Origin of the sequence: Streptomyces cylindrosporus (genome assembly GCF_022698165.1) — a bacterium.
Lineage (GTDB): Bacteria > Actinomycetota > Actinomycetes > Streptomycetales > Streptomycetaceae > Streptomyces > Streptomyces cylindrosporus.
In genome coordinates, this window is sequence record NZ_JALDAY010000003.1 from 24,995 (window position 1) to 40,959 (window position 15,965).

Below are 15,965 nucleotides of genomic sequence, written 5' to 3' on the forward strand. Positions count from 1 at the left end.
CTTCTGCCCTTCCTGTCCGCCCCGAAAGGAACGCGCCGTGCCGACGTCCAGCGCCAGCACCACCGACCCCGTCAAGTCCGCCGGCGGCGGGGTCCAGTCCCTCGAGCGCGCCTTCGACCTGCTGGAGCGGATGGCCGACGCGGGCGGCGAGGTCGGCCTGAGCGAGCTCTCCGCGAGCAGCGGGCTGCCCCTGCCGACCATCCACCGCCTGATGCGCACGCTGGTGGCCTGCGGTTACGTCCGTCAGCAGCCGAACCGGCGGTACGCGCTCGGGCCGCGGCTGATCCGGCTCGGGGAGTCCTCCGCCCGGCTGCTGGGCACCTGGGCCCGGCCCTATCTGGCCCGGCTGGTCGAGGAGACCGGGGAGACCGCGAACATGGCGCTGCTGGACGGGGACGAGATCGTCTACGTGGCGCAGGTGCCGTCGAAGCACTCGATGCGGATGTTCACCGAGGTGGGCCGGCGCGTGCTGCCGCACTCGACCGGCGTGGGCAAGGCGCTGCTCGCGAACACCCCCGACGACGAGGTGCGGGCGCTGCTCTCCCGGACCGGGATGCCGGCCGCGACGGAGAAGACGATCACCACGCCGGACGGTTTCCTGGCGGCGTTGGAGGACGTGCGCCGGCAGGGGTACGCCGTGGACGACAACGAGCAGGAGATCGGGGTGCGCTGCCTCGCGGTCTCCGTGCCCGACTCCCCCACGGCGGCGGCGATCTCGATCTCCGGTCCGGCCGGCCGGGTCACCGAGGCCGCCACGGAGAAGATCGTGCCGGTGCTCCAGCAGGTGGCCGTCGAGCTCTCCGCGGCGCTGGCCAGCTCCGGCGGCTAGCGGCGCGCCTGTTAGGGTGCGCCGATGCCAACGGTCAAGCAGTTCCAGGTCACCTTCGACTGCGCGGACCCCGAGCGTGTCGCCCGCTTCTGGTGCGAGGTGCTGGGGTACGAGGCAACACCCCCGAAGGGCTTCGCCAGTTGGGCCGACTTCGATCTGACGCGGCCGCCCGAGGACCGGGGTTCGTGGTTCGCCTGCGTCGACCCCACGGGCGTGGGCCCGCGGCTGTTCTTCCAGCGGGTTCCCGAGAGCAAGGTCGTCAAGAACCGGGTGCATCTGTGCGTGCGGGTGGGCACCGGACTCGTCGGCGAGGAGCGCCTGGCCGCTCTGGAGGCCGAGTGCGCACGGCTGCTTCCGCTGGGCGCCGTACGCCAGCGGCTGCTGTACGACGGCACCGACTCGTGCATCGTGATGCAGGACGTCGAGGGCAACGAGTTCTGCATCGACTGAGCGCGCGGTGAGTGTCCGGTGAGTTGTCCGGCCCGCCGGCTCAGCCTCGCGGTGGCTCCCCGAACAGCTCCACCGCGCTGCGTACCTCCGACAGGCCCCGGGACAGGGCGCTCACCGAGCCGATCGCGCCCGCGATCAGCAGCAGGGAGCGGCGCAGGCGGGGGATCTCGGGGGCGCCGTCGATCGTCATCGCGGCCAGGGCGGCCAGTTCGTCCTCCGCGATGCCGCGGTCGGGGAACTCCGCGGGGTGCGCGGCCAGTTCACGGCGCAGGCGGGAGACCGCCGTGCGCAGTTCCGCCACTCTCGGGTCCTCGTCGCTGCCGGTCACTGGCCTCTGTCCCAAGCTCCGCAACACAGCTCTCCCCCTCGCACGCCGTCGTGCGCCCTCACTCGGTGCCCTGCTCCCGCGAAACAGTCCCGTGGCGTTGGTCGGGCGCCGGGGACGCGGGTCAGTAAACGCCACCCGATGCCGGGTGCGCCACAGTGCGGACCGAAATTCAGCCCCCTGAAACCGGGCACTCGCCTCCGCGTCAGGTAAGCAGGACCCATGACGCAGAACGAACAGCAGGTGGCCGGGTTGGTGCTCGCCGCGGGCGGTGGGCGGCGGCTCGGCGGGCGGCCCAAGGCGCTGCTGGAACACCGCGGCCGGCCGCTCGTCGAGTACGCCGTCGGCGTGCTGCGCGCGGCCGGCTGCGCCCGCGTCCATGTCGTCCTGGGGGCGCGCGCAGCCGACGTGAGGGAGCGGGCGCGGCTGGACGGGTGCGTGCTCGTGGAGAACCCGGAGTGGGAGGCGGGGATGGGGTCCTCGCTGCGGGCCGGGCTGGGTTCGCTCGCGGGGACGGGGGCCCGGGCCGCGCTGGTCTCGCTCGTCGACCAGCCGGGGGTCGGAGTGGCGGCCGTACGCCGGGTGCTCGCCGGCTTCGCGGACGAGTCCTCGCTCGTGTCCGCCGCCTACGACGGCGTTCGCGGGCATCCCGTGCTGTTCGGGGCCGCGCACTGGGACGGCATCGCCGCGAGCGCGACCGGGGACCGGGGGGCTCGGGCCTACCTCAAGGCGCATGCGGACGCGGTCGGGCTCGTCGAGTGCGGGGACGTGGCCGAGCCGTACGACATCGACACGGAGGCCGACCTGGTCCACCTTGAGTGAGCGTGGTGGCACTCAGCGCCACCTTGCCTCGACCCGGAGAATCTCGATATCAACAAACCATTGAACTTCCACAATGAGGAAACTAGTATCCACTGTTCAGAAGCGCCCTGCCGCTCCAGGGGCGCTTCCCGACGTACCCGGTTCGACTGGCACCCGGTGCCACCGCTGAAGGAAGTGACAGCTCATGTCCGCACCAGCGCCGTCCCCGCTGGCCATCGTCGACGCCGAGCCCCTGCCCCGGCAGGAGGAGGTCCTCACCGACGCGGCGCTCGCCTTCGTGGCCGAGCTGCACCGGCGGTTCACGCCCCGGCGTGACGAGCTCCTCGCCCGCCGCGCGGAGCGCCGCGCCGAGATCGCCCGCACCTCAACGCTCGACTTCCTTCCGGAGACGGCCGCGATCCGCGCCGACGACTCCTGGAAGGTGGCCCCCTCCCCCGCGGCCCTGAACGACCGCCGCGTCGAGATCACCGGCCCCACCGACCGCAAGATGACCATCAACGCCCTCAACTCCGGCGCAAAGGTCTGGCTCGCGGACTTCGAGGACGCCTCCGCGCCCACCTGGGAAAACGTGGTCCTCGGCCAGGTCAACCTGGCCGACGCGTACACCCGCAACATCGACTTCACGGACCCCGCCTCCGGCAAGTCGTACGCCCTCAAGGCCGATGCCGAACTCGCCACCGTCGTCATGCGGCCGCGCGGCTGGCACCTCGGCGAGCGGCACCTCGTCGACGCCGACGGCTCGCAAGTCCCCGGCGCCTTCGTCGACTTCGGGCTCTACTTCTTCCACAACGCCCAGCGGCTGCTCGACCTCGGCAAGGGCCCGTACTTCTACCTCCCGAAGACGGAGTCGCACCTCGAAGCCCGCCTGTGGAACGACGTGTTCGTCTTCGCGCAGGACTACGTCGGCATCCCGCAGGGCACCATCCGCGCCACCGTCCTGATCGAGACGATCACGGCGGCGTACGAGATGGAGGAGATCCTCTACGAACTCCGCGACCACGCCTCGGGGTTGAACGCCGGCCGCTGGGACTACCTGTTCTCCATCGTGAAGAACTTCCGTGACGGCGGCGCCAAGTTCGTGCTGCCGGACCGCAACGCCGTGACGATGACGGCCCCGTTCATGCGGGCGTACACCGAACTCCTCGTCCGTACCTGTCACAAGCGGGGCGCGCACGCGATCGGCGGCATGGCGGCCTTCATCCCCTCGCGCCGGGACGCCGAGGTCAACAAGGTGGCCTTCGAGAAGGTCCGCGCCGACAAGGACCGTGAGGCGAACGACGGTTTCGACGGCTCCTGGGTCGCCCACCCCGACCTGGTCCCGATCGCCATGGAGTCCTTCGACCGCGTCCTCGGCGACAAGCCGAACCAGAAGGACCGGCTGCGCGAGGACGTCCACGTCGAGGCGGCCGACCTGATCGCGATCGACTCGCTGGACGCGAAGCCGACGTACAACGGACTGGTCAACGCCGTTCAGGTGGGCATCCGTTACATCGAGGCCTGGCTGCGCGGGCTCGGCGCGGTCGCCATCTTCAACCTCATGGAGGACGCGGCGACCGCCGAGATCTCCCGCTCGCAGATCTGGCAGTGGATCAACGCGGGCGTCGAGTTCGAGAACGGCGAACTCGCCACCCCGGAGCTGGCCCGTAAGATCGCCGCCGAGGAACTCTCCGACATCCGGGCGGAGATCGGCGAGGAGGCCTTCGCGGCCGGCCACTGGCAGCAGGCCCACGACCTGCTCCTCCAGGTCTCCCTCGACGACGACTACGCGGACTTCCTCACACTGCCCGCGTACGAGCAGCTCAAGGGCTGACCTACTCCTGTGACGCCTTGTCCGAGTGGCCCAGGGACTTCCCCGGGGCCACTCGGTCGCGTACGGCCCGCTTCACGGCCGTCGGCTCCGGGAAGCCCTGTTCCCTGCGGTCCCAGACCACCTCGTCGTCGACCCGCACCACGAACACCCCGCCCGTGCCGGGCTTCAGCGACAGCTCGCCCAGCTCCGCCTCGAAGGTGGTGAGCAGCTCCTGCGCCAGCCAGGCCGCGCGGGGCAGCCAGCGGCACTGGGTGCAGTACTCGATCTGTACGACGGGACTCATCCGAGGTGCACCGACCAATCCTGTTCCGCGGCCGGTTTGCCGTGCAGGTCGGGGACCCGCTTCAGCCACTTCGGCCGGCCTTCCTGTGTGCGCGCCGCCCTGAGGGCTTCCTCGGCGGCGAGTTCCTCCCGGGTGGGGAAGTCGGTGGGCAGCCAGGCCGCGGAGGCCCGCACGCGCGCGTGGAGGTAGGTCACGTAGGCGTCCCGGGCCTCGTCGGGCGTCGCGAAGTCCGTCAGCCAGGCGTCGGGGACCTCCGCGACGATCCGCCGCAGCAGCTCCCGCGTGACCTTCGGCGCCAACTCCATGTCGGCCGCGCGGACATCGGGACCGTAGTGGCCGAGGGCGTGGTGCCGGAAGTCGTACGCCTTCTCCGGGTCCGCGCCGTCCCAGCGGTGGTGGAAGACGAGGGCCGCGCCGTGGTCGATCAGCCACAGCCGCGGGGGTGCGACGCCGAGCGTCGGCCAGACCATCAGGTTGGAGCTGTGGACCGTACGGTCCACATTGGTGGTCAGCGCGTCGAGCCAGACGATCCGGCCGGCCTCCAGGGGGTCCACCCGGAAGTGCTTCGCGAGCTCGGGGGTGAAGTCCCTGGCGCCCGGCAGGTGGTCCATGCCGAGGTTGACGCCGCCGCTCGCGGCATGCAGGTCGCGGACCTCCTGGTGCGGCTCGCTCTCGGCGATCGCCGGGTCGAAGTGGACCAGGACCAGCTCGGGGAAGCGCAGCCCCAGCGCACGCGCCAGCTCCCCCACGATCACCTCGGCGACCAGCGCCTTGCGCCCCTGCGCGGAGCCGGTGAACTTCACGACGTAGACGCCGAGGTCGTCGGCCTCGACGACCCCGGGGACGGACCCGCCGGAGTGGAGGGGAGCGACGTAGCGGGTCGCGGTGACCTCTCTCAACATGGGCGACTCCCACCGCTCCGGGCGTGAAGTAGACATAGTAACCAAAGCAGGATGACCCAAATTCCGCATCCTCATTACGAGCCTGGACGCTGTCCGCGCAACGGGAGGCTGCGCAACATATTCCAGCAGAGGCCAATTGCGTATACTCTTCTTCCTTGCGGGCCGGATGCTACACAGAGTGACCACATGATCTCGGCCTGCGGAGCCGCAGCATCTTGTCGCGAAGGAGCGGAGATGAGCGCACTGCCCCCGCAGTTACCGATCCCGCGGCCCGTCACGGGCTGACGAACATCTCAGGCGGCAGCGCAGCCGTGCTCCGAGCCGCTGCGCCGCCGATTCGCCGATCGCTGATCGCAGCGAGTGCCGGGCACTCGCCGACACTTCGGGAAGCAAACATGATTGAGTCGGTCAGACGCGTCTTCTCCTCCCCTCGGTCACGGGCATCGGCCACGCTGGTCTCGGCCGCGGTCCTGCTCGCCGGCTGCTCCGACAGCGGCGGTGGCTCCACGACCGCGAGCAGCACCGAGATACCCGCCGCGCTGGCGAGCGCGTTCCCGGGCAAGAAGGCCACGGGCACGCCGGTCAGGATCGGCCTGATCACCAACGAGGGCGGCGCCGCCACCAGCCAGCCCGAGAACAGGGAGGCCGCCGAAGCGGCCCGGCAGTACGCCAACGCCAACCTCGGCGGGATCGCGGGCCGGCCGATCACCTTCGTGATCTGCAAGACCAAGGAGGAGCCCGCGACCGCACGGGACTGCGCGAACCGGATGGTCGAGCAGAAGGTCGCCGCGGTCGTCCTGACGAGCAGCGGTCTGGGTGACTCCATGGTGCCGATCGTGACCAAGGCCGGAATTCCCTGGACCACGGCCGTGGGCGCCAGCAACTCCGAGGCCACCAGCGCCGACGCGTTCTCCTGGACGGGCGGTTTCGTGGCGAACATGACGGCGATGGCCTCGTACTCGAAGGAGCAGGGGTACAAGAAGGTCGCCGCGTTCGTGATCGACGTTCCGGCCGCGGTCAGCGGTATGCAGGCCATCGGCAAGCCGGTCTTCGCCAAGGCCGGCATCGACCTGCAGATCGTGACCATCGCCGCGGGCACGCCGGACGCGTCGCCCCAGGTGAGTGCCGCACTGGCGAAGAAGCCCGACGGCGTCGCCGTCATCGGCGAGTCGACCGTGTGCACCTCGGTGCTGCAGGCGATGGGCACACTCGGCGCCGGCATCCCGCGGGAGGTCGTCCAGTCGTGCGCGGCCCCCGAGGTCCTCGACGCCGTCGGCGCGACCATGGACGGCGCGCAGGTGTTCAGCGGGTTCGACACGGCCAGCGACGACTACGAGGCCCGGCTCTACCGCCAGGTGATGCAGCGGTACAGCCCCCACACCCCGACTCAGGGATACGCGGCGGTCGGGTACCAGGGAGTGCTCGGTCTGGTGCGCGCGCTGCACGGCCTGACCGGCGAGGTCACACCGAAGACGATCACCGCGGCCCTGCACGCGGCCAAGGACATCCCGTTGCCCGCCGGCCACGGCACCAAGTTCACGTGCGACTCCAAGGCGGTACCGGGGATGATCGCGCCCTGCTCGGCGAACGTGGTCACCGGCACGATGGCCGGCGGCAAGCTGGAGAAGGTGCGGGTCATCGATCCCAGTCCGTTGTTCTCGAAGTAGCTCGAAGTAGTCGGAGCAGCCGGAAGGAACGGTCTCGCCGATGAGCCAGTACATCGTGTTTCTGTTGCTGGGACTGGGAAATGGGGCGGTGTTCGGCGCGCTCGCGCTGGCGCTGACGCTGACCTACCGCAGTTCGGGAGTGGTCAACTTCGCGACCGGGGCGATCGCGCTGTACAGCGCGTACACCTACGCGTTCCTGCGCCAGGGTGAGTTGCTGGTGCCGATACCGGGCCTGCCGACCACGGTCGGGCTCGGCGGACCGCTCGGGCTCCTCCCGGCGATGGCGATCTCGCTGGTGCTCGCCGCCGTGCTGGGGACGGTGCTGTACGGGCTGGTCTTCCGGCAGCTGCGCTCGGCGCCTCCGGTGGCCAAGGCCGTCGCCTCGATCGGGGTGATGCTGGTGATCCAGGCCGTGCTCGCCGCGCGGGTGGGCACCGCGGCGGTGTCGGTCAGGGCCATCCTGCCGAACGACCCCGTCGACTGGGGCGGGACGCGCATCCCCGGCGACCGGCTGTGGTTCGCGGCCGTCATCGTCGTACTGACCGTCGCGCTGGCGCTGGTGTTCCGGCTGACCCGGTTCGGGCTGGCGGCCAGGGCGGCGGCGGAGTCGGAGAAGGGCGCGCTGGTCAGCGGACTGTCACCGGAGCGGATCGCCGTGGCGAACTGGGCGCTGAGCTCGGCGATCGCCGGCCTGTCCGGCATTCTGATCGCGCCGATCGTGCCCCTGGTGCCGATCTCGTACACCCTGTTCATCGTGCCGGCCCTCGCGGCGGCGCTGGTCGGCAACTTCACCGCGCTGGTCCCCGCGGTGGGAGCCGGCCTGGTGATCGGGATGCTTCAGTCGGAGTTGCAGTTCCTGCAGGGCAAGTGGTCCTGGCTGCCGCAGACCGGTGTGGCCCAACTGGTGCCGCTGGCCGTGATCCTGGCCTACCTGGTGGCCCGCGGCAGGCCCCTGCCCACCCGCGGGGCACTGATCCAGCAGGCGCTCGGCCGCGCGCCGCGGCCCGACCGCGTCCTGGTCCCGACGCTGGTGAGCACGGTCGCGGGTGTCGTCGTCCTCCTCGCCACCCGCGGGAGCATCCGTGCCGCGGTGATCACCTCGTTGACCCTGGCGGTGATCTCGCTGTCGCTGGTGGTCGTCACCGGATTCGCCGGCCAGATATCGCTCGCCCAGCTGACCCTGGCCGGAGTGGGCGCCTTCAGCCTCAGCAAACTGAGTTCGGGGTGGGGGATCCCCTTCCCGTTCGCCCCCCTGCTGGCGGCTGTGGCGGCCATGGTGATCGGCGTGGTGATCGGGCTTCCCGCCCTGCGGATCCGCGGACTGCCGGCCGCCGTGGTGACCGTCGCGCTGGCCGTGGCCCTTGAGGCCTTCTGGTTCCGCAACACCGAACTCAACGGCGGCCTGGACGGCTCGAAGATCCCGTCGCCGCACCTGTTCGGGATCGACCTCGGCATCGGCGCCGGCGAGGACTATCCGCGCATCCCGTTCGCCTTGCTGTGTCTGGCGGTGCTGCTGCTGGTCGGGCTGGGTGTGGCGTGGCTGCGCCGCAGCCGGCTCGGCGCGGCGATGCTGGCCGTGCGCGCCAACGAGAGGTCGGCCGCCGCAGCGGGCATCGACGTCGCCCGTACGAAGATCGTCGCCTTCGCGATCGGAGCGTTCATCGCCGGGCTCGGGGGTGCTCTGCTGGGCTACCAGCAGTCCGTCGCCGACGCCGAGATGTTCACCGCGATCGGCGGGCTCGGGCTGTTCGCCACCGCGTACCTGGCGGGCATCACCGCCCTGTCCGGCGGCATCCTGGCCGGGGTGATGGGGGCCGGGGCGCTGCTGCCCGTACTGCTGGACCGGGCCCTTTCCATGGGCGAGTGGTACGGCGTGGTCATGGGCATCGGCCTGGTGCTCACCGTGATCACGAACCCGGAGGGCCTCGTCGGACCGGCGCACGAGCTGATGGCCAGACTGCGACAGCGCCGCCGGCCCGCCGCCGACACCGCCGAAGACCAGGACTCCGAGGCGCTGACCGGCACGGCGCCGCCCGCCCGGGCACCGGTACCCGATCCGGGCGAGGTGGTGCTGTCGGTGCGCGATGTGTCCGTGCGCTACGGCGGTGTGGTGGCCGTCGACTCCGTCTCCTTCGACGTGCGCTCGGGTGAGATCGTCGGGGTGATCGGCCCGAACGGCGCCGGGAAGACCACGCTGCTCGACGCGATCAGCGGTTACAACCGCAGTACGGGAACGGTCGAGTTCGACGGGCGGCCGGTCTCGTCGCTGAAGCCGCATCAGCGGGGCCGGGCCGGACTCGGGCGCACGTTCCAGGGCATCGAGCTCTACGAGGACCTCAGCGTGGAGGAGAACGTACTGGTCGGCGAGGCCGCGGCCCGGCACGGCGGCGACCATGTCGGCAGCATGCAGGGGCCGGCGCTGCGGACCCGGCTCTTCGAGACCCTGCACCTGAGCCGGTACCGGTCCCAGCCGGCGCGTGAACTGTCCCAGGGCAGGCGGCAGTTGGTGTCGATCGCCCGTGCTCTCGCCGGACGCCCCCGGGTGCTGCTCCTCGACGAGCCGGCGGCCGGCCTGGACAGCTCCGAGAGCCGCTGGCTGGGCGACCGCTTGCGGGCCGTACGCGCAGACGGTGTGACTGTCCTGCTGATCGACCACGACATGGGGTTGGTGCTCGACGTGTGCGACCGGATCGTCGTACTGGACCTCGGAAAGGTGATAGCGGACGGAACTCCCGCCGAGATCAAGGCAGATCCGAGGGTCGCCACCGCCTATCTCGGCGCGGCCGGGGTCGAGGAGCGCGAGGTACGTGGGGAGGTCGTCCAGTGACCGGGCGGGAACTACTGACATGTGAGGGCGTGGACGCGGGCTACACCAAGGGGCGGCCCGTGGTGCGCGCCTTCGACCTGAGGCTGCTCGCCGGCGAGATCACCGTGCTGCTGGGGCCCAACGGCGCCGGGAAGACAACCCTGTTGTCGACACTGGCGGGCCTGCTGCCACGTCTGGGCGGGTCGGTCACCCTGGACGGGCGGCCGACGCACGCCGGGCGGGCGCGTGAGGTCGCGCGGCGGGGGCTGGTCCTCGTACCCGACGACCGGGCGCTGTTCACCCAGCTGACGGTGCGGGACAACCTGACGCTCGCCCGGCGGCGCCGGGGCGGCACCCTGGAGCAGGTGCTCGACTACTTCCCGGCGCTGGGCAAGCGGCTGAAGGTCGCGGCCGGCATGCTCTCCGGCGGGGAGCAGCAGATGCTCGCCCTGGGCCGTGCCATGATCCAGAACCCGCGGGTGCTGCTCATCGACGAACTCAGCATGGGGCTGGCGCCGGTGATCGTCGAGGAACTGCTGCCGATCGTCAGGCGGATCGCCGAGGACACCGGTACGGCGGTCGTGCTCGTCGAGCAGCATGTCCGGTTGGCCCTGGAGCTGGCGGACCGGGCGGTGGTCCTGGTGCACGGCGACACCCTTCTGAGCGGGTCCGCCGCGAGCCTCGTGGCCGACCCCGGGCTGCTGGAACGGGCGTATCTGGGCGAGCCGGTGGCGGAAACCGTTCCGTAGCGGCCGGCCGGGACGGACCGGCCGGCCTGCGGCGGCTCACCCCGCCAGCGGGTTCGGCAGCGGCAGGTAGCGGGCGGCGGCGCCGTCCGCGCCGGTCCAGCGCAGGAGCAGGTTCGTCTTGCCGGGGAGGGTCGGGGAGGTGAGCAGTCCGGCGATCTCCGGGAGGTCGTGGCGGGCGAAGGCGCGGCGCGCGGCGGGCCACGGGTCGAGGCCGGGGTGGCGCTCGGCGAGGGCCGCCGCGACCTCCGTGAGGTGGTTGACGACCAGGCAGTACACCAGCCGCTCCCACCCGGCCGCCCGCCCCACGTCCGCGAGCAGCTTCACGCCCTCCGCGTCCCGGAACAGCGCCTGCACGGGGGTGCCCTCGGGATCCACCGCGACCAGCGTGTTCTGCAGGTGTGCCTCGAGTACGACGCCGTGGTCGTCGAAGGCCGCGAGCGCAGGGGGTACGACGGCCCTCAGATACGCCTGCCACCAGGCGTCCGGCTCTCCAGCGGCGGCGAGCGGGCTGCCCTCGAAGCCCTCCACCAGGCCCGCGGCCAGCAGCGGGGTCGCGCCGGGCAGGAGGTGGCCGCGCAGTCCGTCGCGGACCAGGACGGCGAGTTCCTCGAAGGCGAAATCGGCGGTGCGGTAGCCGCGGTCGCTGAGCCAGGCGGCCGGTCCGGCGATCGACGCGAAGGCCTTCGTCACCGCCTTGTCCGTGCGGCGCAGTTTCCGCAGGTCGTGGCGCCACAGCCGGCGGATGTCGTTGGTGATGCGGACATCGAGGCTGAACTTCAGGAACAGGTCCGGCCCGGGCGCGTACAGCGTGCGGATCGCGGCCGTCGGCCACACCTCGAAGGACGTGGTGCCCAGCCGGATCAGCCGGCCGTCGGCGAAGGCGGCGTCGAGGTCAAGGAGGTCGAGCTGCCAGGGGTGGGCGGGCAGCAGCCGGTAGCCGGGCGGGGCCTCGCCGAGGGCGTCGAGCGCGGAGGTGTCGCCCTCCTCGACGACCGTGTCCGCGCGCACGCCGAGCAGCGTGAGCGGGAAACGGGCGTACGCCTCGGGCGCGTACGGCAGCCACCCGGCGACCGGGCCGCCGCCGCGCGCCTTGGGGGCGGGGTGGTAGGGGTGGCCGGTGATGAGGGACTGCTCGGAGCGCAGGTACGGGTCCTCGGGCGGCGTCGCCCGGGCGCGCGCGGCGAGGATCGCGGCCACCGCGTCACGGCTGTCGATCATCTCGGCGGGGAGCTCGTGGTTGGACAGGCCGGTGTGGCGGCGCAGTTCCTCGGCGACGAGTTTGACCAGCTCGGTGTGGCCGATGTGGTGCCAGCGGCCCGCCGCGTAGACCTCGGGGTCGCGGGGGCGCCGTCCACCGCGCACCCGCAGCAGCCGGTCCACGCCGGGCAGCCGGTACCTGCCGCGTCCGGCGGGCTCGGCGACCTCGCGCAGCAGACAGTTGAGCAGCGGTGCTGCCGCGTACGCGTCGGCGGCGTCGTCACCGGCCGGCGGGGGGATGAGTTCCACGCGATCCACTCGTTCTTCGATGTCCGTTCGGGCGGAGATGATCAGTATGTACGTCGTCACCTCCCGTTCGTGACGCCCTACTCGTACCCGAGGAGCCCGCCCGTGCACCGTCCCCACCCCGCGGAGGCCGAGGTCGCCGACGAGCTGGCCGCCGTACGCCCCGGCCTTCTGCCACGGTACGCGGCCGAGCTGCCGGGTGCCCGGGCCGCGGTGCTGACCCGGCTGTGGCGGGCGCTCGCGCACGAGCCGCTGCCGTGGATCGGCGGACGGGAGCCCGGCCGGGAGGGCCTCACGCTGCGCCTGCGCGACGGGCGGCGGCTGCACGGCCCGGCCGCGGACCCGTACGCGACCGCCGCGTACGTCACCGCCGTACGGCTCGGCGAGGTGTCGTGCGACCATCCGGCGCGGCTGATGACCGAGCTCGCCGTACCGCACGGCGAGGGCTTCGCGGCCGAACTCGGGCACAGCGTCGCCTCGTTGGCGCTGTCCCGGGCCGGGCAGGAGGACCGCCCGAAAGAGTGGCCCATGCGGGACTGGGAGTGGGAGCAGCGGGTGGTCGACGGGCACCCGTACCACCCGGGCTGCCGTTCCCGGCCCGGCTTCTCGGTGGCCGAGCAGCTCGCGTACGGGCCCGAGCACCGGCCGGTCGTGGAGCTCGGGTCGGTGCCGGTGCGGGCCGAGGAGTGCCTGGTGACCGGGGTGTGGCCGGAGGAACTGCGGGACGCGGGGCGGCTGTTGCTGCCGGTGCATCCGTGGCAGGCGAAGCATGTGCTGAAAGGGGCGATCGAGGCGGGGTTCACGGCGCACCCGCTCATGTCCCTGCGTACGCTCGCCGTGCCGGATGGGCCCCACGTCAAGACCGCGCTGAGCGCCCGGCTGACGTCCTCGGTCCGCGACATCTCGGCCTACTCGATCGGGCTCTCGGCGACCTTGTCGGCGTTCGCGGAGTCCCTCTCGGCCCGCTCGGACGGCCTGTTGCACGTCACGCGGACGCTGGGCGCGGCGACCGCCGGCTCCCCCGACCTGGCCGCCGTACTGCGGGAGTCGCCGCAGACGTACGCGGCGACCGAGCGCGGCGAACGAGTAGTGCCGGTGGCGGCGCTCTCGACCACCGAGCTGCCCGAATCCCCCGGCTGGCTCGCGGACTTCACCCGCCTCACCCTCACCGTCGGCCTGCGCCTGCTGGAACTCGGTGTGGCCCTCGAGGCGCACGGCCAGAACTTCCTGGTCGTCCTCTCGGACACGGGTGCCCCGCTGCGGCTGGTCTACCGCGACCTCGCGGACATCCGGGTCAGCCCGGTCCGGCTGGCCCGACACGGCGTCCCCGTCCCCGAGTTGACCGGCCGGATCGTCACGGACGACGTGCGGGCCCTGCGCCGCAAGCTGTTCGGGTCGCTGGTCGCGGGCGCGCTGGCCGGTACGGCGGGTTCGGCGCCCGCGCTGGGGGCGGCGCTGGAGACGGCCGTACGGGATCTGCCGCGCACCCCGGACCTGGTCGCGCTGCTCAAAGAACCGCTGCCCGCGAAGGCGTTGACGCTGATGCGGATGTCGCCAGGGACGCCCGGGGACCAGTGGACCGGCCTGCCCAACCCCCTGCGCTGAAGGGGGCCTGACCGCGCGTTTTGGAGCCCGGCGCCTGTGATCAATAAGATCCGCCGATGATCAGAACACAACGGCTGGCGGCAGGAGTGTGCGCTCTGCTCGCCGCCCTGGCGGCCGGGCTCGCGTTCCCGGCCGCGGCGAGCGCCGGCGAACCCACGGGCGACGCCACCCCGAAGGTCGACCTCGTGCTCGACGTCAGCGGGTCCATGCGGACCCGGGACATCGACGGCGGGACCCGGATGGCGGCGGCGAAGCAGGCGTTCAACGAGGTCCTCGACGCGACGCCCGAGGAGGTCCAGCTGGGCATCCGCACGCTGGGCGCCGACTACGCGGGCGACGACCAGAAGACGGGCTGCAAGGACACCGCGCAGCTCTACCCGGTCAGCACCTTGGACCGCACCGAGGCGAAGACCGCGGTGGCCACGCTCTCGCCGACCGGCTGGACCCCGATCGGACCGGCCCTGTTGAAGGCGGCCGACGACCTCGGCTCCGGCGAGGGTTCCAAGCGCATCGTCCTGATCACCGACGGCGAGGACACCTGCGCCCCGCTCGACCCGTGCGAGGTGGCCCGCGAGATCGCCGCGAAGGGCATCGGCACGACCATCGACACGCTCGGCCTGGTCCCCAGCACCAAGCTGAGCAAGCAGCTCAGCTGCATCGCCGAGGCGACCGGCGGCACGTACACCTCGGTCGAGCACACCGATGAACTCACCGACAAGGTCAACCAGTTGGTGGACCGGGCGGCCGATCCGGTGGTGACGCCGGTGGCCACCGAGGGCGCCGCGCAGTGCACCGACGCTCCGGTGCTCAAGTCCGGTCTGTACACCGACCGCGAGGAGTTCGGGCAGGAGCGCTGGTACCGCGTGGAGGTCCAGGCGGGCCAGGAACTGCGCGCCTCCGTCAGCGTGTCCGCCGATCGGGCCGTCGGCCCCGACTACGGCACGCTGCTGCGGGCCGTCACCCTGCATGGCCGGGAGATCGTGCGCGGCGAGGCCGCGGGGAACGGCCGAACGGACGTCATCTCCACGGGACTTCGGTACCCGAAGCCCGAACGGGACGACGACGACAGCGACAAACCGGCCGCGGAGACCGTGTGCCTCCAGGTGACCAACTCCTTCTCGCCGGCCGCCGGAGTGAAGACCACCCCAGGCCTCCCGCTGGAACTGACCGTCGACGTCGTGGACGGCCCCTCGCACTCCGCCGACGTGGCCTCCTTCGGCCTCGGACGCGGCTGGTGGCTGCTCGGCCTGCTGGTCCTGGTCGGGTTCCTCGCGGGCCTGCTCTGGGGCTGGGTGTCGCGCTGGCGGGTCGCGGTCTGGAGGACCAACTGATGCGGATCACAAGAGTGTTGGGCACTGCGGCACTGCTGTTCGGGCTGGCGGTCCCACCGGCCGCCGCCGACTCCTCGCCGTCCCCCTCGGCCTCCTCGGACGCCGGCGCGCCGACCTCGGCGGGCACGTCCTTCCGTACGGCGACCGAGTTCGAGCAGGGCCAGGACGCGACGGCGAGCGCCTCCACGGGCGACTACCTGTACTGGTCGTTCCCCGCGGACGCCGGCCAACGCCCCACCGTGAAGGCGACGGTGAAGCTCCCGGACTCGCACGCGGCCCAGACCTGGCAGGTCGACGTGTACGACGGCCTGCGTCGCCGCCAGGCCTGCCAGTACGGGGCGCAGACGCGCACGGCCGCGCAGGGTGCCTCGTCGGTGGAGCTGACGTGTGTGATGCGTACGGTGCGGGCCTGGTCGGAGCCGTGGGCCGACGACCCGCTGCCGGGGACGTACTACATCCGGCTGACCGCGGTGAACCTGACGACGGCCGACCTCGGCCAGCCCATCGACGCCTCGGTGCGGGTCGACTCCAAGGACATCGGCGGCTCGGCGGCGGTGGACGGCTCGCTGGCGCAGCCGCTGGTGCCGGGGATCGCGGCGACCTCCGACTCCGGGGACGGCGACGGGGATTCGGCCAAGGCGGCGGTGCTCTCCAGCCTCGAACCCGATGACGGCTGGGCCTCCGGCTGGTGGTCGGACCGGTGGGTGTGGACCGCGATCGGCGGTGCGCTGGCCGCGCTCGCGGGAGTGGGCGGCTACGCGCTGACGCGTGGCTCGGGACGGCCCCGGCGGATGCCGCCGGGCGCCTGACGGTACGTCAAAGGGCCCGCCGCTCTTCGGAGTCGGCGGGCCCTTCCCATGCCTGGCGGCTCATGGCTGGCGGC

14 protein-coding genes are annotated in these 15,965 nt (G+C 71.9%); 10 read left to right on the forward strand and 4 right to left on the reverse strand.

What is annotated here, in order from left to right:
• The first annotated feature begins 37 nt into the window (after nt 1–37).
• Both MQP27_RS09435 and MQP27_RS09440 read left to right on the forward strand, forming a co-directional pair.
• Entirely contained in the window at nt 38–829 is a 792-nt protein-coding gene (locus MQP27_RS09435) for an IclR family transcriptional regulator (RefSeq protein WP_242763741.1), read from the forward strand.
• Between the two features lie 24 nt (nt 830–853).
• Nucleotides 854–1,279 carry a VOC family protein gene (locus tag MQP27_RS09440; RefSeq protein WP_242763744.1) on the forward strand — a complete coding sequence of 142 codons (426 nt, stop codon included), beginning with the start codon at nt 854–856 and terminating at the stop codon, nt 1,277–1,279.
• Between the two features lie 40 nt (nt 1,280–1,319).
• Here MQP27_RS09440 and MQP27_RS09445 read toward each other — a convergent pair whose 3' ends face one another.
• Entirely contained in the window at nt 1,320–1,607 is a 288-nt protein-coding gene (locus MQP27_RS09445) for a DUF5955 family protein (RefSeq protein ID WP_242763747.1), read from the reverse strand.
• A gap of 219 nt (nt 1,608–1,826) precedes the next feature.
• Between MQP27_RS09445 and MQP27_RS09450 the strand changes: the two genes are divergently transcribed.
• Nucleotides 1,827–2,426, forward strand: coding sequence for a nucleotidyltransferase family protein (locus MQP27_RS09450; RefSeq protein WP_242763750.1), 600 nt, complete (start codon nt 1,827–1,829; stop codon nt 2,424–2,426).
• Between the two features lie 184 nt (nt 2,427–2,610).
• Nucleotides 2,611–4,236 carry a malate synthase A gene (gene aceB, locus MQP27_RS09455; protein ID WP_242763753.1) on the forward strand — a complete coding sequence of 542 codons (1,626 nt, stop codon included), beginning with the start codon at nt 2,611–2,613 and terminating at the stop codon, nt 4,234–4,236.
• 1 nt (nt 4,237) lies between these two features.
• Here aceB and MQP27_RS09460 read toward each other — a convergent pair whose 3' ends face one another.
• Together MQP27_RS09460 and MQP27_RS09465 are read right to left on the reverse strand one after the other, a co-directional pair.
• Nucleotides 4,238–4,519 carry an Rdx family protein gene (locus MQP27_RS09460; RefSeq protein WP_242763755.1) on the reverse strand — a complete coding sequence of 94 codons (282 nt, stop codon included), beginning with the start codon at nt 4,517–4,519 and terminating at the stop codon, nt 4,238–4,240.
• Nucleotides 4,516–5,421, reverse strand: coding sequence for a HipA family kinase (locus MQP27_RS09465; protein WP_242763758.1), 906 nt, complete (start codon nt 5,419–5,421; stop codon nt 4,516–4,518). Before MQP27_RS09465 ends, MQP27_RS09460 begins: the two co-directional genes overlap by 4 nt.
• 395 nt (nt 5,422–5,816) lie before the next feature.
• Between MQP27_RS09465 and MQP27_RS09470 the strand changes: the two genes are divergently transcribed.
• From MQP27_RS09470 to MQP27_RS09480, 3 genes are read left to right on the forward strand one after another with little or no spacing between them, the layout of a single operon-like run.
• Nucleotides 5,817–7,088, forward strand: a complete 1,272-nt coding sequence (locus MQP27_RS09470) for an ABC transporter substrate-binding protein (protein ID WP_242763761.1) — start codon at nt 5,817–5,819, stop codon at nt 7,086–7,088.
• A gap of 40 nt (nt 7,089–7,128) precedes the next feature.
• The gene (locus MQP27_RS09475; protein ID WP_242763764.1) at nt 7,129–9,915 is read left to right on the forward strand and encodes a branched-chain amino acid ABC transporter permease/ATP-binding protein; all 2,787 of its coding nucleotides are present in this window, start codon (nt 7,129–7,131) and stop codon (nt 9,913–9,915) included.
• A complete protein-coding gene (locus tag MQP27_RS09480) occupies nt 9,912–10,643 on the forward strand; it encodes an ABC transporter ATP-binding protein (protein WP_242763767.1) in 732 nt (243 codons plus the stop codon). The genes MQP27_RS09475 and MQP27_RS09480 overlap by 4 nt, the downstream gene beginning before the upstream one ends.
• Before the next feature lie 36 nt (nt 10,644–10,679).
• On the opposite strand, the gene MQP27_RS09485 is transcribed toward MQP27_RS09480, so the two are convergent.
• Entirely contained in the window at nt 10,680–12,158 is a 1,479-nt protein-coding gene (locus tag MQP27_RS09485; protein WP_242765049.1) for an IucA/IucC family protein, read from the reverse strand.
• 93 nt (nt 12,159–12,251) lie between these two features.
• Between MQP27_RS09485 and MQP27_RS09490 the strand changes: the two genes are divergently transcribed.
• From MQP27_RS09490 to MQP27_RS09500, 3 genes are read left to right on the forward strand one after another with little or no spacing between them, the layout of a single operon-like run.
• A complete protein-coding gene (locus MQP27_RS09490; protein WP_242763769.1) occupies nt 12,252–13,751 on the forward strand; it encodes an IucA/IucC family protein in 1,500 nt (499 codons plus the stop codon).
• 56 nt (nt 13,752–13,807) lie between these two features.
• On the forward strand, nt 13,808–15,082 hold the full coding sequence (locus tag MQP27_RS09495) for a VWA domain-containing protein (RefSeq protein WP_242763771.1): 1,275 nt from the start codon (nt 13,808–13,810) through the stop codon (nt 15,080–15,082).
• Nucleotides 15,082–15,891 (forward strand): hypothetical protein, encoded by an 810-nt coding sequence (locus MQP27_RS09500; RefSeq protein WP_242763774.1) that lies wholly within the window; start codon nt 15,082–15,084, stop codon nt 15,889–15,891. The genes MQP27_RS09495 and MQP27_RS09500 overlap by 1 nt, the downstream gene beginning before the upstream one ends.
• The last annotated feature ends 74 nt before the right edge of the window (nt 15,892–15,965 follow it).

What these genes read in the sequence shown, in the direction of transcription:
- MQP27_RS09440 (WP_242763744.1), top strand. Translation starts at nt 854, where the DNA reads ATGCCAACGGTCAAGCAGTTCCAGGTCACCTTCGACTGCGCGGACCCC.
- MQP27_RS09450 (WP_242763750.1), top strand. Translation starts at nt 1,827, where the DNA reads ATGACGCAGAACGAACAGCAGGTGGCCGGGTTGGTGCTCGCCGCGGGC.
- aceB (WP_242763753.1), top strand. Translation starts at nt 2,611, where the DNA reads ATGTCCGCACCAGCGCCGTCCCCGCTGGCCATCGTCGACGCCGAGCCC.
- MQP27_RS09460 (WP_242763755.1), bottom strand. Translation starts at nt 4,519, where the DNA reads ATGAGTCCCGTCGTACAGATCGAGTACTGCACCCAGTGCCGCTGGCTG.
- MQP27_RS09465 (WP_242763758.1), bottom strand. Translation starts at nt 5,421, where the DNA reads ATGTTGAGAGAGGTCACCGCGACCCGCTACGTCGCTCCCCTCCACTCC.
- MQP27_RS09470 (WP_242763761.1), top strand. Translation starts at nt 5,817, where the DNA reads ATGATTGAGTCGGTCAGACGCGTCTTCTCCTCCCCTCGGTCACGGGCA.
- MQP27_RS09475 (WP_242763764.1), top strand. Translation starts at nt 7,129, where the DNA reads ATGAGCCAGTACATCGTGTTTCTGTTGCTGGGACTGGGAAATGGGGCG.
- MQP27_RS09495 (WP_242763771.1), top strand. Translation starts at nt 13,808, where the DNA reads ATGATCAGAACACAACGGCTGGCGGCAGGAGTGTGCGCTCTGCTCGCC.
- MQP27_RS09500 (WP_242763774.1), top strand. Translation starts at nt 15,082, where the DNA reads ATGCGGATCACAAGAGTGTTGGGCACTGCGGCACTGCTGTTCGGGCTG.